The 18,389-nt window shown below is 39.6% G+C and carries 22 protein-coding genes and 1 pseudogene; 19 read left to right on the forward strand and 4 right to left on the reverse strand.

Annotated elements, in window-relative coordinates:
- Positions 1–547: 547 nt before the first annotated feature.
- Complete coding sequence (locus EHW89_RS03630; RefSeq protein ID WP_126466723.1) at positions 548–805, reverse strand: metal-sensitive transcriptional regulator; 258 nt, start codon at positions 803–805, stop codon at positions 548–550.
- Between the two features lie 172 nt (positions 806–977).
- On the opposite strand from EHW89_RS03630, the gene EHW89_RS03635 reads away from it, so the two are divergent.
- From EHW89_RS03635 to EHW89_RS09620, 11 genes and pseudogenes are all read left to right on the forward strand, one after another.
- Positions 978–1,418 carry a hypothetical protein gene (locus tag EHW89_RS03635; protein WP_126466725.1) on the forward strand — a complete coding sequence of 147 codons (441 nt, stop codon included), beginning with the start codon at positions 978–980 and terminating at the stop codon, positions 1,416–1,418.
- Positions 1,419–1,569: 151 nt separating this feature from the next.
- Positions 1,570–2,478 carry a LysR family transcriptional regulator gene (locus tag EHW89_RS03640; RefSeq protein ID WP_126466727.1) on the forward strand — a complete coding sequence of 303 codons (909 nt, stop codon included), beginning with the start codon at positions 1,570–1,572 and terminating at the stop codon, positions 2,476–2,478.
- Positions 2,475–2,936, forward strand: coding sequence for a signal peptidase II (gene lspA / locus EHW89_RS03645; RefSeq protein ID WP_126466729.1), 462 nt, complete (start codon positions 2,475–2,477; stop codon positions 2,934–2,936). The genes EHW89_RS03640 and lspA overlap by 4 nt, the downstream gene beginning before the upstream one ends.
- Positions 2,926–3,822: an RluA family pseudouridine synthase gene (locus EHW89_RS03650; RefSeq protein WP_126466730.1), complete on the forward strand. Its 897-nt coding sequence runs from the start codon at positions 2,926–2,928 to the stop codon at positions 3,820–3,822. Before lspA ends, EHW89_RS03650 begins: the two co-directional genes overlap by 11 nt.
- An 86-nt stretch (positions 3,823–3,908) precedes the next feature.
- Positions 3,909–5,018: a glutamate 5-kinase gene (gene proB / locus EHW89_RS03655; RefSeq protein WP_003024947.1), complete on the forward strand. Its 1,110-nt coding sequence runs from the start codon at positions 3,909–3,911 to the stop codon at positions 5,016–5,018.
- 13 nt (positions 5,019–5,031) lie between these two features.
- Positions 5,032–6,294 carry a glutamate-5-semialdehyde dehydrogenase gene (locus EHW89_RS03660; protein ID WP_126466732.1) on the forward strand — a complete coding sequence of 421 codons (1,263 nt, stop codon included), beginning with the start codon at positions 5,032–5,034 and terminating at the stop codon, positions 6,292–6,294.
- A 4-nt stretch (positions 6,295–6,298) separates the two neighbouring features.
- A complete protein-coding gene (gene proC / locus EHW89_RS03665; protein ID WP_126466734.1) occupies positions 6,299–7,093 on the forward strand; it encodes a pyrroline-5-carboxylate reductase in 795 nt (264 codons plus the stop codon).
- 324 nt (positions 7,094–7,417) lie between these two features.
- Positions 7,418–7,753, forward strand: coding sequence for a zinc ribbon domain-containing protein YjdM (locus EHW89_RS03670; protein ID WP_003032271.1), 336 nt, complete (start codon positions 7,418–7,420; stop codon positions 7,751–7,753).
- A gap of 8 nt (positions 7,754–7,761) precedes the next feature.
- Positions 7,762–8,403, forward strand: coding sequence for a Pr6Pr family membrane protein (locus tag EHW89_RS03675; RefSeq protein WP_126468057.1), 642 nt, complete (start codon positions 7,762–7,764; stop codon positions 8,401–8,403).
- Between the two features lie 145 nt (positions 8,404–8,548).
- A pseudogene (locus tag EHW89_RS09660) lies at positions 8,549–10,215 on the forward strand (pneumococcal-type histidine triad protein); the annotation flags it as partial.
- Positions 10,216–10,734: 519 nt separating this feature from the next.
- Positions 10,735–11,049 (forward strand): hypothetical protein, encoded by a 315-nt coding sequence (locus EHW89_RS09620; protein WP_319592683.1) that lies wholly within the window; start codon positions 10,735–10,737, stop codon positions 11,047–11,049.
- 187 nt (positions 11,050–11,236) lie between these two features.
- Here the strand turns inward: EHW89_RS09620 and EHW89_RS09485 are convergent, their stop codons facing one another.
- Genes EHW89_RS09485 through EHW89_RS09495 form a run of 3 tightly spaced genes read right to left on the reverse strand, consistent with a single transcriptional unit; the run spans position 11,237 to position 12,080 of the window.
- Positions 11,237–11,509 (reverse strand): hypothetical protein, encoded by a 273-nt coding sequence (locus tag EHW89_RS09485; RefSeq protein WP_226997582.1) that lies wholly within the window; start codon positions 11,507–11,509, stop codon positions 11,237–11,239.
- Entirely contained in the window at positions 11,506–11,667 is a 162-nt protein-coding gene (locus EHW89_RS09490; protein WP_226997583.1) for a hypothetical protein, read from the reverse strand. Before EHW89_RS09490 ends, EHW89_RS09485 begins: the two co-directional genes overlap by 4 nt.
- Positions 11,668–11,687: 20 nt before the next feature.
- Positions 11,688–12,080: a hypothetical protein gene (locus tag EHW89_RS09495; protein ID WP_226997584.1), complete on the reverse strand. Its 393-nt coding sequence runs from the start codon at positions 12,078–12,080 to the stop codon at positions 11,688–11,690.
- 253 nt (positions 12,081–12,333) lie between these two features.
- Between EHW89_RS09495 and EHW89_RS03690 the strand changes: the two genes are divergently transcribed.
- From EHW89_RS03690 to EHW89_RS03725, 8 genes are all read left to right on the forward strand, one after another.
- Positions 12,334–12,600, forward strand: coding sequence for a chorismate mutase (locus tag EHW89_RS03690; protein WP_049506971.1), 267 nt, complete (start codon positions 12,334–12,336; stop codon positions 12,598–12,600).
- A gap of 13 nt (positions 12,601–12,613) precedes the next feature.
- Positions 12,614–13,831 carry a voltage-gated chloride channel family protein gene (locus EHW89_RS03695; protein ID WP_049506970.1) on the forward strand — a complete coding sequence of 406 codons (1,218 nt, stop codon included), beginning with the start codon at positions 12,614–12,616 and terminating at the stop codon, positions 13,829–13,831.
- A gap of 85 nt (positions 13,832–13,916) precedes the next feature.
- A complete protein-coding gene (locus EHW89_RS03700) occupies positions 13,917–14,756 on the forward strand; it encodes a thymidylate synthase (protein ID WP_126466736.1) in 840 nt (279 codons plus the stop codon).
- A gap of 186 nt (positions 14,757–14,942) precedes the next feature.
- On the forward strand, positions 14,943–15,455 hold the full coding sequence (locus EHW89_RS03705; protein WP_126466738.1) for a dihydrofolate reductase: 513 nt from the start codon (positions 14,943–14,945) through the stop codon (positions 15,453–15,455).
- Complete coding sequence (locus EHW89_RS09400) at positions 15,455–15,628, forward strand: hypothetical protein (protein ID WP_003035049.1); 174 nt, start codon at positions 15,455–15,457, stop codon at positions 15,626–15,628. Before EHW89_RS03705 ends, EHW89_RS09400 begins: the two co-directional genes overlap by 1 nt.
- Positions 15,629–15,665: 37 nt before the next feature.
- The gene (clpX, locus tag EHW89_RS03715; RefSeq protein ID WP_106083669.1) at positions 15,666–16,898 is read left to right on the forward strand and encodes an ATP-dependent Clp protease ATP-binding subunit ClpX; all 1,233 of its coding nucleotides are present in this window, start codon (positions 15,666–15,668) and stop codon (positions 16,896–16,898) included.
- Positions 16,899–16,909: 11 nt separating this feature from the next.
- Positions 16,910–17,497, forward strand: a complete 588-nt coding sequence (gene yihA, locus EHW89_RS03720; protein WP_022525923.1) for a ribosome biogenesis GTP-binding protein YihA/YsxC — start codon at positions 16,910–16,912, stop codon at positions 17,495–17,497.
- A 120-nt stretch (positions 17,498–17,617) separates the two neighbouring features.
- Positions 17,618–18,325: a glucosaminidase domain-containing protein gene (locus EHW89_RS03725; RefSeq protein WP_126466740.1), complete on the forward strand. Its 708-nt coding sequence runs from the start codon at positions 17,618–17,620 to the stop codon at positions 18,323–18,325.
- Positions 18,326–18,389 lie beyond the last annotated feature (64 nt).

Genomic DNA, 18,389 nt, shown 5'->3' on the forward strand with positions numbered 1-18,389 from the left:
GGTTCGACCGCTTGTCCTAAAAGTAGTTCACTCCGTCGACTGGGTCGCTAGTCTGTCCCAAAAGTAGTTCACTCCGTCGACTGGGTCGCTAGTCTGTCCCAAAAGCAGTTCACTCCGTCGACTGGGTCGCTAGTCTGTCCCAAAAGCAGTCCACTCCGTCGACCGGGTCGCTAGTCTGTCCTAAAAGCAGTTCACCTCGTCGACCGGGTCGATAATCTGTCCTAAAAGTAATTCACTCCGTCCGCCGGGCTGACAGCTTGCCTAGAAACAAGTTTGCTCTGTACGCTGGGCTGACGACTTGCCTAGAAATAAGTTCACTCCGTCCGCCGGGCTGACAGCTTGCCTAGAAACAAGTTTGCTCTGTCCGCCGGGCTGACGACTTGCCTAGAAACAGGTTCACTTCGTCCGCCGGGCGGACACACTCCTTTAAGAACTACTTTTGCCCATTGTGCAGTTCTATTTTTCTAAAAAAGTGATAGTTAGAATCATCCCTTATATTGTGTACCGTAAATAAACAAACCTCAGCAGTTTTCATCACCCGCTGAGGTTATTTTCGTTTGATAAGGTATTGGACGGCTTTTTCCAGTCGCTCTTTTTGTGCTTGGGGGTCGTCCAAAGGGTGATTGAGACATTCAGTGAGATTTTCAGTAATCATCAACTCAATGACCCGCTCGACACTAGAGCGAACAGCGGTTAATTGGGTGATAATGTCCGCACAGTCGCGCTCTTCCTCTATCATTTTTTGAATGCCGCGCAGTTGTCCTTCGGAGCGTTTCAGCCGCGTAATAAGCTTTGAATTTGCCATGTCCTTGTCCTCAGTTTATTTTTTTACATTATATCTTGAATAGACCTCTTTGTCAAAGTTCTCGCTCTTTCTTTATGATATAATGAGGGGGGATGATGTGAACGGTTTGTGTCAAACTTGGATGTTCACCATGATAGAATCCATCTATGTCGGTCAGTAACAGGAGGGAAACATGTGTCAAGAATGTTATTCTAGGAAAAGTAGAAGAACGCCTTTACTGAATCCTTTGGATTGTTTGCAACACCATAGGCAGTATATTTGCGGAACATGTGGGCGGTGTATCTGCATTGAAAAAGACCCAAAGAGAGGATTGCAAAGGTGGCATTTTCCCTTTAAGTCATTAGAAATCGCAAAGCTATACTTGCGAACCGCTGATTATACGATGAAAAAGCCATGCGGTATTTATGAAATAGAAAATAGCAAGGGAAGGCTGTCTTATAAAATTTTTGCGGCAAAAGAAGATTTACAAGTATTTTTAAAAAAGAATAAGGATAAAACATGCCCATTGCTGGCACCTGTTTTTACCGTTCATGAATACAAAGAGTACCCAAATACAGAAGTGCGAAAATTGACAGCTGATGAGATAGGCCACTACATGAGTGAAAGAACTTGAATGTCACTTGTAGCAGCCAAAAACAACTTGTTTTATCTGCTTTATTAGGAAGATATGAAAGAAGCGACGACTGGATTTCATGGGTGTATGAAGGTTCAGTTATGCCTTGATTTATGGTATAATGATAAAACACTTGAAAGAGGGTAAAAGGATGAATATTCAACAACTGCGCTATGTTGTAGCCATTGCCAATAGTGGCACCTTTCGTGAAGCCGCTGAGAAAATGTATGTCAGCCAGCCTAGTTTATCCATTGCGGTTCGAGAATTAGAAAAAGAACTGGGTTTTAAAGTATTTCGCAGAACGAGTAGCGGTACATTTCTGACACGTCGAGGGATGGAATTTTACGAAAAAGCTCAAGAATTGGTTAAAGGATTTGATGTCTTTCAAAATCAATACGCCAATCCAGAGGAAGAAAAAGCAGAATTTTCCATTGCCAGCCAGCACTATGATTTCTTGCCGCCTCTGATAACGGAATTTGCCAAACGCTATCCAAAAGATAAGAATTTCCGAATTTTTGAATCCACAACGGTGCAGATTTTAAACGAAGTAGCACAAGGACACAGCGAGATTGGCATTATCTATCTGAACAATCAAAATACCAAGGGAATGATGCAGCGGATGGATAAATTGGGGCTGGAAGTGGTAGATTTGATTCCTTTTCAGACACACATTTATCTGCGAGCAGACCACCCTTTAGCTGAAAAAGATGAGCTGGTTATGGACGATTTGGCAGATTTGCCGACAGTTCGTTTTACACAGGAAAAGGACGAATATCTCTATTATTCAGAGAATTTCGTGGACACTAGTGCTAGTTCGCAGATGTTTAATGTGACGGACCGTGCCACTTTAAATGGTATTTTAGAGCGGACAGATGCTTATGCGACAGGTTCTGGATTTTTGGATAGCAATAGTGTAAACGGCATTACGGTGATTCGGTTAAAAGACAATTTGGAAAACCGCATGGTATATGTCAAACGCGAAGATGTAGAATTGTCTCCAGTCGGCGCTGCTTTTGTTGCTGTGATGGAAGAATATTTTGCAAAAAGAGGTAAAAAATGAAACGAAAAGTGACCGTGCCGATTATGATTGTGGCTTTGATTGCGCTGGATCAATGGGTCAAGTTTGAAATTGTTAAAAACATTCAATTAGGTGAAGTAAAGCCCTTCATTCCAAAGATTGTGAGTTTGACTTATTTGCGAAATACAGGAGCGGCATTTTCAATTCTGGAGAACCAGCAATGGTTGTTTGCGGTAATTACTTTAGTGGTGATTGGAGCTGCTATTTGGTATTTGAGCAAGCACATCAAAGGTTCTGTCTGGCTGCTGTCTGCTTTGTGCTTGATTATTGCAGGGGGAATTGGAAATTTTATTGACCGCATGCGCCAAGGTTTTGTCGTGGATATGTTTCAGCTTGATTTTATCAATTTTGCAATTTTTAATGTTGCGGATAGTTATCTGACGATTGGCGTGCTTGTGCTGATAGTGATGATGTTAAAGGAAGAGGACAATGCAAGTTAAAGTAGAGATTGGCGGTGTACGGTTGGACAAGGCGGTTGCTGATTTGACACCATTATCCCGCAGCCTTGCCAATGAACAAATCAAAAATGGACAAATCTTAGTCAACGGACAAGTGAAGAAAGCCAAGTATGCTGTCAAGGCAGGCGACGTGATTACTTATGAATTGCCCGAACCAGAAGCACTAGAATATGTTGCAGAAAATCTGCCACTAGATATTGTTTATCAGGATGAAGATGTTGCAGTGGTGAACAAGGCTCAAGGTATGGTGGTGCATCCCAGTGCAGGGCATACGAGCGGAACGCTGGTCAATGCGCTGATGTACCACATCAAGGATTTGTCCGGTATCAATGGTGTTTTGCGCCCTGGAATTGTTCATCGGATTGATAAGGATACATCCGGATTGTTGATGATTGCCAAAAACGATGATGCGCATATCAAGCTCGCTGAGGAGTTGAAAGATAAAAAATCCCTGCGGAAGTATTGGGCTATTGTGCATGGTAATCTGCCGAATGACAGAGGCGTTATTGAAGCACCGATTGGACGCAGTGAAAAAGATAGAAAAAAACAAGCTGTAACGGTAAAAGGAAAGCCAGCTGTTACACGTTTCCATGTTTTAGAACGTTTTGGCAATTATACGCTGGTAGAATTGCAGCTGGAAACAGGGCGTACGCATCAAATCCGTGTGCACATGGCTTATATTGGTCATCCAGTGGCAGGTGATGAAGTATATGGACCACGGAAAACGCTAAAAGGGCACGGTCAATTTTTACATGCCAGAACGCTTGGATTTACTCATCCTAAGACGGGAGAAGTCATGGAATTTACAGCAGAAGCGCCAGCTATTTTCCAAGAAACACTAGAGAAATTGAGAAAAGGAATGGAGTGAGAGAATATCTCTTTCTGCTTCATTTCTTTTTTATTTTGCTCGAAATTTTGGTATAATAATGCAATATATCAGCTTTGGAGAAGGTTATGAAATATAAACGAATTGTATGTAAAGTCGGTACCAGTTCTTTAACAAATGAGGATGGAAGTTTATCGAGAGCGAAAGTGAGAGTGATTACCCAGCAGTTAGCCATGCTACATGAAGCAGGGCACGAGGTGATTTTAGTCTCATCAGGAGCAATAGCAGCAGGTTTCTCATCTTTGGGCTTTAAGAAACGCCCGACAAAAATTGCAGACAAGCAAGCATCCGCAGCGGTAGGTCAGGGCTTGCTGTTAGAAGAATACACGACGAATCTGCTATTGAAAAAGATTGTCTCGGCTCAGATTTTATTAACACAAGATGATTTTGCGGATAAACGGCGCTATAAAAATGCACATCAGGCGATTTCTGTCTTGCTCAACCGAGGAGCCATTCCGATTATCAATGAAAATGATACGGTTTCCATTGCTGAGTTGAAAGTCGGTGACAATGATACGTTGAGTGCTCAGGTTGCGTCTATGGTGCAAGCAGATTTGTTAGTTTTATTAACGGATGTTGACGGACTTTATACGGCAAATCCAGTCAATCATCCTGATGCCAAGCGCCTTGATTTGGTAGAGGAGATTACGACAGATTTGCTTGAAATGGCAGGTGGAGCAGGCTCTTCTAATGGAACAGGTGGTATGCTGACCAAGCTAAAAGCGGCAACGATTGCCACTATGGCAGGGGTTCCTGTTTACATTTGCTCTTCTTTGAAAGAGCAACCCCTCATCGAAGCCGCAGAAAATCAGGGAAATGGCACATTTTTTACTGCTTCAGCCAAAAATATGAAAACGCAAAAACAATGGTTGGCTTTTTACGCTACCAGTCAAGGTTCTATCTGGGTGGATAGAGGAGCAAGCACAGCATTGAGTGAGCAAGGCAAGAGCTTACTTGTTTCAGGAATTTCAAAAATGTCAGGACACTTTTCTTATGATGATATTGTGACCGTCTATGAAAAGGACACAGAGCGCATTTTAGGAAAAGGACGTGTTCGTTTTGGGCAATCAGCTTTGCAAGATATGCTGAAAGCCAATAAACCAAAGGGAGTGGTAATTCACCGAGACCATTGGATTTCACTAACGCCTGAATTGGAATTATTATTGTCAGAATTTTAAGAGGAAGTAGGATATGAATAGTACACAAGGCTTACTAGAGAAAATCAAGCAAGCAAAAAAATCAATTAACACAGCTTCAACGACTGAGAAAAATAAAGCTCTGTCTTTGATGGCTGATTATTTAGAAGCAGCTACGGACGCAATTTTGACAGCCAATGCGGAAGACATGACAGCGGCAAAAGGTCATATTTCAGATGTCATGTTGGATCGTCTGTATTTAGATGTCAATCGCATCAAAGACATGGCAACTGGCATTCGTCAAGTGGTTGCGTTGCCAGATCCCGTTGGAGACATCTTAGAAGTCTCTCATTTGGAAAATGGACTAGAAATCATTAAGAAGCGGGTAGCTCTTGGGGTGATTGGAATTATCTATGAAAGTCGTCCAAATGTGACATCTGATGCAGCTGCTTTAGCCATTAAGAGTGGAAATGCAGTTGTTCTTCGCAGCGGAAAAGAAGCGCATAAAACAGCAGCTGCCATTGTTTCCGCGCTAAAGGCGGCACTTCGTCAGACCGCGATTTCAGATGATTGCTTGCAGTTGGTGTCAGATACCAGTCGTGAAAGTGCTCAAATCTTGATGAAAGCAAAAGGCTATTTGGACTTGCTAATTCCTCGTGGGGGTGCGGGGCTGATTCAAGCGGTCGTTGAAAATGCGACGGTTCCTGTGATTGAGACTGGTACGGGGATTGTTCATATCTATGTTGATAAGGACGCTGACCAAGAAATGGCACTAGAGATTATCAACAATGCCAAAACCAGTCGTCCTTCGGTCTGTAATGCAATGGAAGTTTGTCTAGTTCATAAAAAAATTGCTTCTCAGTTTCTCCCAACATTAGAAGAACGCTTAGTAACTGTTCGTAAAGCGCGTGGGGTAGTACCTGTTCAACTTCGATTGGATGAAACAGCTCGCTCTTTCATCTCAGGGGAAATAGCAGAGCCTATCGACTTTGATAGCGAATTTTCAGATTACATCATGGCTGTAAAGGTAGTGGATTCTTTGGAAGAAGCTATCACACATATTGAGCAACACAGCACACATCATTCAGATGCCATTATTACCAACAATGCCACCAGCGCAGCGACTTTTACAGAGCAGGTTGATAGTGCAGCAGTCTATGTCAATACTTCCACACGTTTCACAGACGGTGGAGAATTTGGTTTGGGCTGTGAAATGGGGATTTCTACTCAGAAATTACACGCACGCGGTCCGATGGGCTTAAAAGAATTAACGAGTTATAAATATGTTGTGCAAGGTTCAGGACAGATTAGGGAGTAAAAACATGAAAATTGGATTTATTGGCTTAGGAAATATGGGTGGCAGTTTAGCACGTGTAGTGGCTAGGCAAAAAAAACATCAAATCCTGCTCGCAAATCGAAGCCCAGAAAAAGCAAAGCAGATTGCGAATGAAGTGGGTGGCGAACCTGTCACGAATGAAGTCGTCTTTGAGCAAGCAAATGTGATTTTCTTGGGTGTGAAACCCACTCAATTTGCGGATTTGTTGCAAGAATACCATGCTATTTTAGAAAAGCGCAGCTCTGTTTTACTCATTTCTATGGCTGCTGGCTTGACCTTGCAGCAGTTAGAAGCTCTTGTTCCTACACAACATCGGTTGATCCGGATAATGCCCAATATGCCTGTTGCAGTTGGTGCTGGTGTTATCAGCTATGCTGTATCAGATAAAGCAACAGAGCAGGATGAAGACTTGTTGTGTGAACTATTGGATCCTGCCGGTTTGCTGGTTCATTTAAAGGAGCAGCAGTTAGATGCGGCAACTGCTGTGGCTGGATGTAGTCCTGCTTTTGTGTATCTTTTTTTAGAAGCATTAGCTGATGCAGGGGTGCAAGCTGGCTTACCACGAGACTTAGCTCTGCAATTAGCAAATCAGACCCTTTTAGGAGCAGCAGCATTAGCCAAAGAAAGTGGTCAACACCCTGCTGTTCTCAAAGAGCAGGTTTGCAGCCCAGCAGGCTCAACGATTGCAGGAGTGGCAAGTCTTGAAGCAGATGCTTTCAGAGGAAATATTATCAAAGCCGTTGCTGCATCTTATAAACGCACTCAGGAACTTGGCAAATGACATAGATGGTTTCCAATGCTTGAAGCATTTTATAACATCAAAAAAATCTATAAGAGAAAATCAAATGATTCTTTATACTTTGTAAAAATCTCCAACTTCAAAGTGTATGGCGCAATAAATCAACAACATGGTAGTTGATTGCTCAAGGTACTAGCAGATAGAAGTGAAGGTCGTTAAATCTTGTAATTTTCATTAAGTATTGAGCCAAAAAGTCTTTTAAAAATTAGTCATTTTATCTCATTTGTCAAATTTTTTATTTTATAGTAAAATAGAAAAACATGATAAATTCTAGGTGTGATATATAGAGGTTAGTGAAGGAGAAGTATGAATCAATTACCAAATTGTCCACAATGCAACTCAGAATATGTTTACGAAGACGGTTTGCTGTTAGTTTGCCCTGAATGTGCCTACGAATGGAATCCGACAGAAGTCGTTGAAGAAGAGCGTATCAGAGCAATTGATGCAAATGGGAATCAGCTTGCGGACGGAGATACCGTCACTCTCATCAAAGATTTAAAGGTCAAAGGTGCTCCAAAGGATTTGAAACAAGGGACGCGTGTGAAAAATATTCGGATTGTAGAAGGAGACCACAATATTGACTGCAAGATTGATGGTTTTGGTGCGATGAAGCTCAAATCAGAGTTTGTCAAGAAAATCTGAGGTTGATGATGAAGCGAAATGTGATTTTTTATAGCCGCATGGTATTGTTTATGTTAGGATTTACAGGAGTTTACCTTGAAATCACAAAGCATGGTGGCTTAGGAATGCTGATGTACTACACGGTTTTATCTAACATGATTGTCACAGCTTTTACGGCCTATTTGCTTTATCTAATGGCGCGTTCTGAACATCGTTGGCAAACACAGTCGCTGTTTCGGCTAAAAGGCGGAGTGACCATGTGTATCATGATTACATGCGCCATTTATCATTTTATGTTGGCACCGCTCGCGACTGATTTTTATCGACTGGAAAATTTCCTCTGTCATTACATTGTACCACTATGGTTTTTAGCGGATACCTTGTTGTTTGATAAACGCTCACAATATCGTTGGTTTGACCCGATTGTTTGGACAAGTGTGCCTTTGATTTATTTGGCTTTTGCCTTGTTTAATGGTTTAGTCATCAAATGGCCTATTCCAGGCGCAAAAGATAGTCCTTTTGCTTATTTTTTCTTAAATATTCCAAAGTACGGTTGGCCGTATGTGTTGCAATGGTCACTCAAAATCTTTATCGGCTATTTGCTTGCCGGTTATAGTTTTTATGGAGTGATGTCTTTTTCAAGACGTCAGAAACGAAAACAGCCCTCTTAAAGTTTACAAAAAACAGATGTTGTCTGTTTTTTTCTGTATTTTGCTAAAAACTCTCTATTTGACTTATTTTTTCTTGTCAAGATGTGTTTTCTGTGTTTTGTTTAACTAGTTAAATATTAACTGGTTAAACAAAAGGGAGAGCTATATGAAATATAAGAAGCTTTGGGCATTGGCAGGAATTGCTTTATCTTGCAATCTTTTACTGACTGCTTGCCATTCTAACTCGTCGTCAAAAAGCAGGGATAAGGTGACGGCTAAACAAGGAGTGAAAAAGAAACATTCTAACGCTAAAAAAGGTCAAGTACCAGGTGTAGATAAGCCGACAGATGACGGTTTTCTATTCACAAGTGAATCACAGATTAAGGCTAGAACAAATGACGGCTTGATTTTAGACCATGATGGTCACACACACTTTATTTTTTATTCCGATTTAAAAAACAGCAAATGGGCTTACTTGATTCTGAAAAAAGGTCAAGCTCCGTCAACCGCCGTTGCGCAGAATCTCGGTCAAGCGAGTGACGTTGATGATGGCTATGTGTTTAATCCAAAAGATATTGTTTCAGAAGATGAAAATGGCTATGTTGTTCGACACGGTGATCACTATCACTATATCTGGAAACATTCATTAAGAGGTAATGGCAGTCAAGCCTATCAGCCTCAAACGGTATCGTTTGGCAATGCTTCAGGTGAGCAATCTCTTCCGCATGCGCAGCCAAATTACACAAACCCACCTGCAAATCCACAGCATCCGGGTTCAAACAAACGTCAGTTTGCTGGTATAGATTATCCGACAAGTGATGGATTTTTATTTGATGGAACAGGGATTAAAGAAAAGAAATCCTATAGCTTATTAGTGAACCATAACGGTCATACGCACGTTATCCCTTATGAACAACTCATTCAGTCCAAATGGGAATATTTAATCCCAGCAGAGTATAAAAGGCTGTTGAGGACGCTTACTATGGTCGAAAAGATCAAACACCGTCCACGCCAGCACAAGATTCTTCAAAAGAAAATAAAGAAATCGCTAAGAAAAAGACCTATCTGGCACAGCAGTTGGAAATTGATGAAAGTTTGATCCAAGTGATTGACACTGAAAAAGGGAAGGCTTTTGTTTATCCACACGGCGATCACAAACATTCAACTTTAATTAGCGACATTGATACGACCAAACCATTCGATCCACACGGTGATCCGCATGCTCATGATAAGGTAGGCATGGCAACATTGAAAGCCTTAGGATTTGATGATGAGATTATCGAAGATATTTTACATGCAACTGCGAATACAGAATTTCCGTCAAATGAAACAGACTTGGAAAAGATGAAAGCCTGGTTGGCAACGGTGAAATACCTAAATATTGGGCAAAGAAAAGATCCGCTGGAGCGTAAAGGTCTTAACTTGATGCCAAATATTGAAGTGCTAGGAATTGGTTTTACCAAAATTAAAGATATCCGTCCGGTGTTACAGTTTAAGCATTTGAAACAGCTTTGGATGACTAAGACAGAGATTACGAATTATGACTTTTTGAAAGAGTTTCCAACTCTGGAGGGTTTGGATATTTCACAAAATGGCGTTTCAGATTTATCTTTCTTAAAGAACTATCCAAATCTGAAAACGGTAGCGGCGGCTGGTAATAATATTCGTGACATTCGTCCGCTGGCTCAGTTGAAGAATTTAGAATCCTTGAATTTGGACTATAATGAAATTTCATATATTTCAGCTCTATCAAATCTTTCAAATTTACAAGCGGTTAATCTGGAGCACAATCAACTCCAAGATGTATCAGCATTGGCTCAAAAAGCGCACCTAACACGTCTATTCTTGTCAAATAATCCTAACTTAGATCTCAATAGTTTGAAAACCTCAGCGCTTGCAGAATTGACAGTGAATGAGTCAAATATTCAAAATTTGAATTTCTTGAAAAACAATCCTGCTTTGACAAGTATTACAATGAGTGGTAATCGCCTGACTTCGTTGGCAGGGATTGAAGCAGCAAAGAATCTGACCAGCTTTACAGCAGCTCAAAATCAAATTCAGAGCTTAAATATCTCTGGAACTCAATCATCTTTGAAGGAATTGAGTTTAAGTGGCAATGCCTTGAAGAATTTGGAAGGTGTGAATCAATTTAAAACACTTGAAAATTTAGATGTATCTAAGAATAAGATCACAAGCGTGGCGATTAGTACCCCTAACAATACCATTACCTATATTGATCTTAGTCATAATTTTATTCCAAAGTCAGAACTGGAGTTAAATGAAAATCGAATTCCAAAAGCATTGGCTTAGCATTTCCCAGCCGTTAAGGGAGGAAGCATCGAAAACAATCCATTGAGCGAGGAAAAGAAAGAAGAAAAAGAGGCTTCTAAAAAAGAAGGTACTGCAAAGAAAGTAGATACCAATGAAGCTAAATCGTCTCCAGTAGAGGAACAAACTGCTGACTCAACAGACAAGGGTTCTGAAACTAAAAAAGAAGAAAAAGCGCAGCCGGATTCGAGGAAAGGATCAGATGAAGAAGCCAATAAGGTAAACAATTCTGAGAAAGAACAGACTCCGTCAGACTTGAAAGAGGCTAAAAATGAATCAAAATCAACGGCTGAAAAGACAACTTCGTCTAATGAGCAGGAATCTGTCTCAAAACAATAATGAAATTTTATTTTGAATTTCCTGAGAAGGCTGTTCAATTTAGATTTTTAGATAAAAAATAGCCTGAAAATTGTTACCTAAAGGAACTTTTTCAGGCTTTATTGCTTTTAACTGAAGAAAAGTATTTTTTGACTTTCAGGCACTGTACAGATAACCATTTTCCGGATTTTAACGATTTTGATTTGTTCTACATCAACTTCTCCAAGCCCTTGACATACTCCCGATACCGCTGCTCTATCAGCTTATAAATAGCTTCATAGATATGCTGGTAATGAATGTCATAAAAGTTCATAGAAAAGTTGATGAGAATGTGTTCTGCCTCTGGAAATAAGGTTTCGAGATAAGTCGAAAGGTATTGGTCGGCTACGATAATGCTTGTTTCCTCGTGCGTCTGCAAATCCAAGGAGATATTCAAAAAGTCAACACCAGATATTCGTGCAATAGTAGGTGGAATATTCATGGAGAAGCATTCTTTAAAGTTGTCAAATCCGCATTGCTACTCGCAAAAATGTAAAGCGGAATAGGAGCCATGCGGGAATAAATCAGCTCTCGCAGCTGAATGCTCACATGATAAATGTGGTACTTGTAAATCTCGCCTGTTAAGCCCATCTCTTGCATCCATTCTCTCACAAGCACCTTTAAAATCCGATAAAGCGGGTCGCACAGACCTCTGTGGTTATATTGAAACGTGAGAGGTATTCTTTTTGGAGAAAACAGGCAAAACTTTCTTTTTCTTCCCGCAAGAAATAGCACAAAAGACGAAGAAAAGTAGAACCTTGATAAATCCGATGAAAACAGACTAGCGGATTGAGCTTTGTATAAATATCCAAATGAACCGTGCGTTTCATGACTCGCAAACAGAACAAATCTTGAAATTCTTCCTTCAGCTCTGCCAAGCATTGATAAATGTTTTTCTCACTAAAACTGGTAATTTGTGTTATCTGCTCAATCTCTAAAGTTTGAAATTCCAGCAAAATTTGTAACACTTCTGCCTTGTTTAAAATAGCTTCTTCCAAATAGTAATCTAACATCGTTCCCTCTTATTTTTCAAAATTACCACAGAAGGAAAGGGATTGTCAAGCCGGATTTTAGGGCGAGTAGAAACAAAGTAGAAGATTAGAAGCTGCTTAGAGCTGAAAGAATAGGCTTTATTTGAACTTGTCTCAATTTGAGTGTTATTTTTCTGCTAAAATTGAGAAAATTAGGACTTGAGATTCAAAACCTGACGATTACTAGCATATTGTGAAAAATTTTGTTAAGATAGAAAGCGATTAGGAGGACATCATGGATTTAGTAGAAATTAGAAAAGAAATTGATCAAATAGATGCAGATTTGATTGCTTTATTAGAAAAAAGAATGGCTTTGGTGAGTCAAGTTGCTCTCTATAAACGTCAGACTGGAAAAGCTGTATTAGATACCCGGCGTGAACAAGTAATTCTAGAGAAAGTTGCAAATAGTGTACATGAAAAACAGTACGAAGAAAGCATTGTTCAGACTTTTTCTGATATTTTGAAACATTCGCGTGCTTATCAAGACCAACACGTCAAATAATAAAGGAGTTTAAATGAAAAATGCGCGTGATATAGAATGGCTTGATATTGGAAAGCGAGCAGTGGCTATTACAGTGTTATCCATTTTTATAGGTCTAGTAGTTGGGATTATTGATGCGATATTTGGGCGAACCCTTATCTTTTTAAGCGATATTCGTTCTATGTATCCACTCTATTTGATTCCTTTTTTAGCTGTTGCGGGATTAGGGATTGTATTTCTTTATCAAAAGTATGGTGGAAGCAGTAGCAAAGGGATGACCTTGATTTTTGATGTAGGACATGGTGTAGAGGAACATATCCCAAAGCGCTTGATTCCTTTGGTTATATTTACAACTTGGATGACGCACCTTTTTGGTGGCTCAGCTGGTCGAGAAGGAGTAGCGGTACAGTTAGGGGCAACGGTTTCTCATTGGTTTGGCAAGAAATTTTCTATCCCCAACACTTCAAAAATCTTTTTAGTCACAGGAATGGCTGCTGGTTTTGCTGGTCTGTTTCAAACACCGCTGGCGGCAATTTTGTTTGCAATGGAAGTCTTGGTTGTAGGAACCATGCAACTGACAGCTCTGTATCCTGCGATGATTGCTTCCTTTGTTGCTTCTTGGACATCGCATGCGTTAGGGCTTGAAAAGTTTGTACAGCCAATTTCTGTGCATCTGGTATTGTCACCGACGCTTCTTATCAAATTAGTGTTTCTTGGAGTTCTATTTGGACTTTGCGGCAATTTATTTGCTTATGCTCTCTCATGGAGCAAAAAGAAAGCAGCAATTATTTTTCCAAATCCCTACAAACGGATTGTGGTGATGGGAGTTGTCTTGAGCATTGTTTTTTTACTGTTGGATAAAGGACGATACTCAGGGCTTGGAACAAATTTGATTGCAGCCAGTTTTGCTGGTCAGCCCGTCTATGTATATGATTGGCTCTTCAAATTACTTCTGACAGTTTTGACATTAGCTGCTGGCTTTCAAGGCGGAGAAGTGACACCGCTTTTTGCAATTGGTGCAAGCTTAGGTGTGTTGCTAGCGGGTTTATTTGGACTTCCAGTTGGTTTGGTTGCTGCACTAGGTTATGCTGCTGTTTTTGGAAGTGCGACCTCTACTTTCTTAGGTCCGATTTTAATTGGCTGTGAAGTATTTGGCTTTACTAATTTCCCCTATTTTTTCATAGTGTGTGCGGTGGCGTTTTCTCTACATCGTCAGCATTCGATTTATGGAGCTCAAAAAATTAGATATTAAAGCATGTTCTCCTGCGAGGTTTTGACTTGTAGGAGATTTTTATTTTGTGTTATACTAGAAAAAGCAATATTAGAAAAGGGAAATCATGACAAAAGCAGATACTATTTTTAAAGAAAATATTCGAAAAATTTTATATGAAGGTGTTTTTTCTGAAAATGCACGCCCTCGTTATAAAAACGGGAAAGTGGCTAACTCTAAGTATATTACAGGTTCTTTTGCTGAATACGACTTGAGCAAGGGAGAATTTCCTATTACAACGCTTCGGCCGATTGCTATCAAATCAGCTATCAAAGAGGTGCTCTGGATTTACCAAGACCAATCCAATAGCTTAGATATTTTAGAAGAAAAGTACAATGTTCATTATTGGAATGATTGGGAAGTGGGAGATACTCGCACGATTGGCTTACGCTATGGCGCTGTTGTTAAGAAACATGATATTATCAATAAAATCTTGAAACAGCTAGAAATCAATCCTTGGAATCGACGAAATATTATCTCGCTTTGGGATTACGAAGCATTTGAGGAAACAGAAGGTCTATTGCCTTGTGCTTTTCAGACCATGTTTGACGTACGCCGTGTAGACGGTGACATTTATCTGGATGTAACTCTGACACAACGCTCAAATGATATGCTGGTAGCTCATCACATCAATGCCATGCAGTATGTTGCATTGCAAATGATGATTGCCAAGCATTTTGGCTGGAAAGTTGGCAAATTCTTTTATTTTGTCAACAACTTGCATATTTATGATAATCAATTTGAACAAGCTGAAGAATTACTTCGACGTGAACCGACGGATTGCCTGCCACGATTAGTATTGAATGTCCCAGACGGAACCAACTTTTTTGACATTAAAGCAGAAAATTTTGAATTAGTTGATTATATCTCTGTTAAGCCACAGTTGAAATTTGATTTAGCCATTTGAGAATGAAATGATTTTCAGATTTTCAAAATCTAAAAAATAAAGGGCTGTATCTAACTATTTTCACAAGACATCATAAAAGAACGGATTTCTTGTGCAATATAAATTGGCGCTTTGATTTGATAGTTAAAGTCAGCCTTTTTTTGTGAAATTTGATAAAATAGAAATATCAATTCAAAGGATGAGGAAATGACAAAGAAAATTGTAGCTATTTGGGCGCAAGATGAGAATGGCTTGATTGGGCGAGACAACACATTGCCCTGGCATTTACCAGCTGATCTCAAGCATTTTAAAGAAATGACAACTGGACAGGCTATTTTAATGGGGCGAGTGACATTTGATGGGATGAACCGCAGAGTATTGCCCAATCGCACGACAATTATTTTGACGAGAGACAAATCATATCAAGCAGAGAATGAGCGAGTTCTGGTGTTTCATGATGTTGATTCTGTTATGAAATGGTATGAGACTCAGAAAAAAACTCTTTATATTATTGGTGGTGGTCAGATTTTTTCTGCATTTGAGCCTTTAATGGATGAATTAGTTATTACCCGTATTCATGCTCGTTTACAAGGTGATACTTATTTCCCAAAAGAGTTTGATATGACGAAATTTCAGGAGCTGTCTCATCAGTTTCATGCCAAAGATGAAAAGAATGAGTATGACTTTACTGTCACAACCTTTCAGAGAAGGGAGTCGTAATGGAACGTAGTATTTTCGGATTTTTTACGGCTCTTTTGTGTGCCGTTTGTGTTATGGCGGCAACGCAAGCTTTTCGTAAAAAACGGTATGGATTGTCAGTGCTCTTTTGGCTGAATGCTTTTACAAATTTAGTGAATAGTATTCATGCTTTTTATATGACCTTATTTAAATAAGAAAAAGAATAAACAACGAATAGAATTGGAGTGAAAAATGCCTACAAATCGTACGAACGAAATGATGGTTTATTGTTCTTTTTGTGGTAAAAGCCAAGAAGAAGTTCAAAAAATTATCGCAGGAAATAATGCCTTTATTTGTAATGAATGTGTGGAATTAGCACAAGAAATTATTAGAGAAGAATTAGCAGAAGAAGTGCTGGCAGACTTGTCAGAAGTACCAAAACCGCAAGAACTACTCAATATTTTGAATCATTATGTGATTGGACAAGACCGTGCTAAGCGAGCATTGGCCGTTGCTGTTTACAATCACTATAAACGCATCAATTTTCATGATAATCGTGAAGATGAGGAAGATGTCGAATTGCAGAAATCCAATATCCTCATGATTGGACCAACTGGTTCTGGCAAGACCTTTCTCGCTCAAACTTTGGCAAAAAGTCTGAATGTTCCTTTTGCGATTGCAGATGCGACAGCTTTGACAGAAGCTGGGTATGTCGGAGAAGATGTTGAAAATATTCTCTTGAAACTCTTGCAAGCAGCAGATTTCAATATTGAGCGTGCTGAACGTGGTATCATCTATGTAGATGAGATTGATAAAATTGCGAAGAAAAGCGAAAATGTCTCTATTACTCGTGATGTGTCTGGTGAAGGTGTTCAGCAAGCGCTCCTCAAAATTATTGAAGGAACTGTAGCCAGCGTACCTCCGCAAGGCGGCCGCAAGCACCCTCAACAAGAGATGATTCAAGTAGATACGAAAAATATTCTCTTTATCGTTGGTGGTGCATTTGACGGTATTGAAGAAATTGTCAAACAACGTCTAGGCGAAAAAATTATCGGTTTTGGTCAAAACAACAAGGCCATTGATGAAACTGGTTCTTATATGCAAGAAATCATCTCTGAAGATATTCAAAAATTTGGCTTGATTCCTGAATTGATTGGTCGTTTGCCTGTGTTTGCAGCGCTTGAGCCTTTAACAGTTGATGATTTGGTGCGAATCCTTCGCGAACCAAAGAATGCTTTAGTGAAGCAATATCAGACTCTTCTTTCTTATGATGATGTCAAATTGGAGTTTGATGATGATGCTCTCCAAGAGATTGCCAACAAAGCCATTGAACGTAAGACAGGTGCGCGTGGATTACGTTCAATCATCGAGGAAACTATGATAGATGTCATGTTTGAAGTTCCAAGTCAAGAAAATGTGAAGCTGGTACGGATTACCAAGGAAGCAGTTGACGGAACGGATAAGCCGATTTTAGAAACAGCATAAAGAGGTGTGCAATGGAAATTAACACACACAATGCAGAAATTTTGCTAAGTGCAGCAAATAAATCTCATTATCCGCAAGACGAGATTCCTGAAATTGCCCTTGCTGGACGATCAAATGTTGGTAAATCTTCCTTTATCAATACATTGTTAAATCGAAAAAATCTAGCTCGAACTTCTGGCAAGCCAGGAAAAACGCAATTGCTGAATTTCTTCAATATTGATGACAAACTTCGTTTTGTGGATGTCCCAGGATATGGCTATGCTAAAGTTTCTAAGACAGAACGAGCGAAGTGGGGCAAGATGATCGAGGAATATCTGACGAGCAGGGAAAATCTCAGAGCAGTTGTCAGTCTAGTGGATTTTCGGCATGAGCCAAGTGCAGACGATGTACAAATGTACGAATTTCTCAAATATTATGAAATACCAGTCATTGTCGTAGCCACGAAAGCTGACAAAATTCCACGCGGTAAATGGAACAAGCATGAATCAATCATTAAGAAAAAGTTAGATTTTGATAAAAATGATGATTTTATTGTTTTTTCATCTGTCAATAAAGATGGTTTAGATGCAGCTTGGGATGCGATTTTGGAAAAAATTTAGAGTTGAAGAAAGACTGAGAATCATTTTCTCGGTTTTTTATAATGAATCTGTCACCAAATTGTAACTAAGGGCTGGGAATTTTATGTTATAATCAAAATATATTATACTGGAGAATAAGCTATGAGAAAGAAAAAATTGAAAAAAAGAATTTTAACAGTTCTAGCTTTGGCGGTCGCCGCTTTATTGGTTAGTGCAGTTTTGTCCAAGCAAGTTCACCCAGCTAGTGCCAATGATGAGGCTTATCAACGTCCGTTAACTCAAACAGAAATGTTCATTTCACAAATTGGTGAAACGGCTCGTCAATTAGGACAAGAGAATGATTTGTATGCTTCAGTTATGATTGCACAAGCCATTCTGGAAAGCCATTCTGGACGTTCTGCTTTATCAGCCGCTCCTCATCATAATTTATTTGGCATCAAAGGACAGTATGCTGGGCAATCAGCAACAATGGCTACACTAGAAGATGATGGGCAAGGAAATACTTATAATGTCAATGCAGAATTTAGATCCTATCCAAGTTATGTTGAATCTTTACAAGACTATGTGGCGATTTTAAAACATAGCCGCTACACTTATGCTTGGAAGAGTAATACGACCAGCTATATGAATGCGACTGCTGCTTTAACAGGTGTCTATGCAACGGATACAAGCTATAATGTTAAGTTGAATAATTTGATTCAACAATATAATTTGACACAATACGATGTACCAAATGTGCAAGCAACCAATGTTGCAACAACTAACAAAGTCTACAATCCTTATCGTCAACAATACACAACACAAGAAGTGTTAGATTTGGATGTTGCTTGGGCAAATCGTCATCAATAATATTTTATTTGAAAGAAATTTAGTAGGAGAGAACGACATCGTTCTTCTCCTTTTTATCTGGAAT

Origin of the sequence: Streptococcus periodonticum (assembly GCF_003963555.1) — a bacterium.
GTDB lineage: Bacteria > Bacillota > Bacilli > Lactobacillales > Streptococcaceae > Streptococcus > Streptococcus anginosus.

Excerpts from the sequence above, each read along its gene's own strand:
- EHW89_RS03660 (WP_126466732.1), top strand. The coding sequence starts at position 5,032 with ATGAATAGTACACAAGGCTTACTAGAGAAAATCAAGCAAGCAAAAAAA.
- clpX (WP_106083669.1), top strand. The coding sequence starts at position 15,666 with ATGCCTACAAATCGTACGAACGAAATGATGGTTTATTGTTCTTTTTGT.
- proC (WP_126466734.1), top strand. The coding sequence starts at position 6,299 with ATGAAAATTGGATTTATTGGCTTAGGAAATATGGGTGGCAGTTTAGCA.
- lspA (WP_126466729.1), top strand. The coding sequence starts at position 2,475 with ATGAAACGAAAAGTGACCGTGCCGATTATGATTGTGGCTTTGATTGCG.
- EHW89_RS03650 (WP_126466730.1), top strand. The coding sequence starts at position 2,926 with ATGCAAGTTAAAGTAGAGATTGGCGGTGTACGGTTGGACAAGGCGGTT.
- EHW89_RS09400 (WP_003035049.1), top strand. The coding sequence starts at position 15,455 with ATGGAACGTAGTATTTTCGGATTTTTTACGGCTCTTTTGTGTGCCGTT.
- EHW89_RS03705 (WP_126466738.1), top strand. The coding sequence starts at position 14,943 with ATGACAAAGAAAATTGTAGCTATTTGGGCGCAAGATGAGAATGGCTTG.
- EHW89_RS03690 (WP_049506971.1), top strand. The coding sequence starts at position 12,334 with ATGGATTTAGTAGAAATTAGAAAAGAAATTGATCAAATAGATGCAGAT.
- EHW89_RS03675 (WP_126468057.1), top strand. The coding sequence starts at position 7,762 with ATGAAGCGAAATGTGATTTTTTATAGCCGCATGGTATTGTTTATGTTA.
- EHW89_RS03725 (WP_126466740.1), top strand. The coding sequence starts at position 17,618 with ATGAGAAAGAAAAAATTGAAAAAAAGAATTTTAACAGTTCTAGCTTTG.
- EHW89_RS03635 (WP_126466725.1), top strand. The coding sequence starts at position 978 with ATGTGTCAAGAATGTTATTCTAGGAAAAGTAGAAGAACGCCTTTACTG.
- EHW89_RS09485 (WP_226997582.1), bottom strand. The coding sequence starts at position 11,509 with ATGAATATTCCACCTACTATTGCACGAATATCTGGTGTTGACTTTTTG.
- EHW89_RS03700 (WP_126466736.1), top strand. The coding sequence starts at position 13,917 with ATGACAAAAGCAGATACTATTTTTAAAGAAAATATTCGAAAAATTTTA.
- EHW89_RS09490 (WP_226997583.1), bottom strand. The coding sequence starts at position 11,667 with ATGCAAGAGATGGGCTTAACAGGCGAGATTTACAAGTACCACATTTAT.
- EHW89_RS03695 (WP_049506970.1), top strand. The coding sequence starts at position 12,614 with ATGAAAAATGCGCGTGATATAGAATGGCTTGATATTGGAAAGCGAGCA.
- yihA (WP_022525923.1), top strand. The coding sequence starts at position 16,910 with ATGGAAATTAACACACACAATGCAGAAATTTTGCTAAGTGCAGCAAAT.
- EHW89_RS03640 (WP_126466727.1), top strand. The coding sequence starts at position 1,570 with ATGAATATTCAACAACTGCGCTATGTTGTAGCCATTGCCAATAGTGGC.
- EHW89_RS03630 (WP_126466723.1), bottom strand. The coding sequence starts at position 805 with ATGGCAAATTCAAAGCTTATTACGCGGCTGAAACGCTCCGAAGGACAA.
- proB (WP_003024947.1), top strand. The coding sequence starts at position 3,909 with ATGAAATATAAACGAATTGTATGTAAAGTCGGTACCAGTTCTTTAACA.
- EHW89_RS03670 (WP_003032271.1), top strand. The coding sequence starts at position 7,418 with ATGAATCAATTACCAAATTGTCCACAATGCAACTCAGAATATGTTTAC.
- EHW89_RS09495 (WP_226997584.1), bottom strand. The coding sequence starts at position 12,080 with ATGTTAGATTACTATTTGGAAGAAGCTATTTTAAACAAGGCAGAAGTG.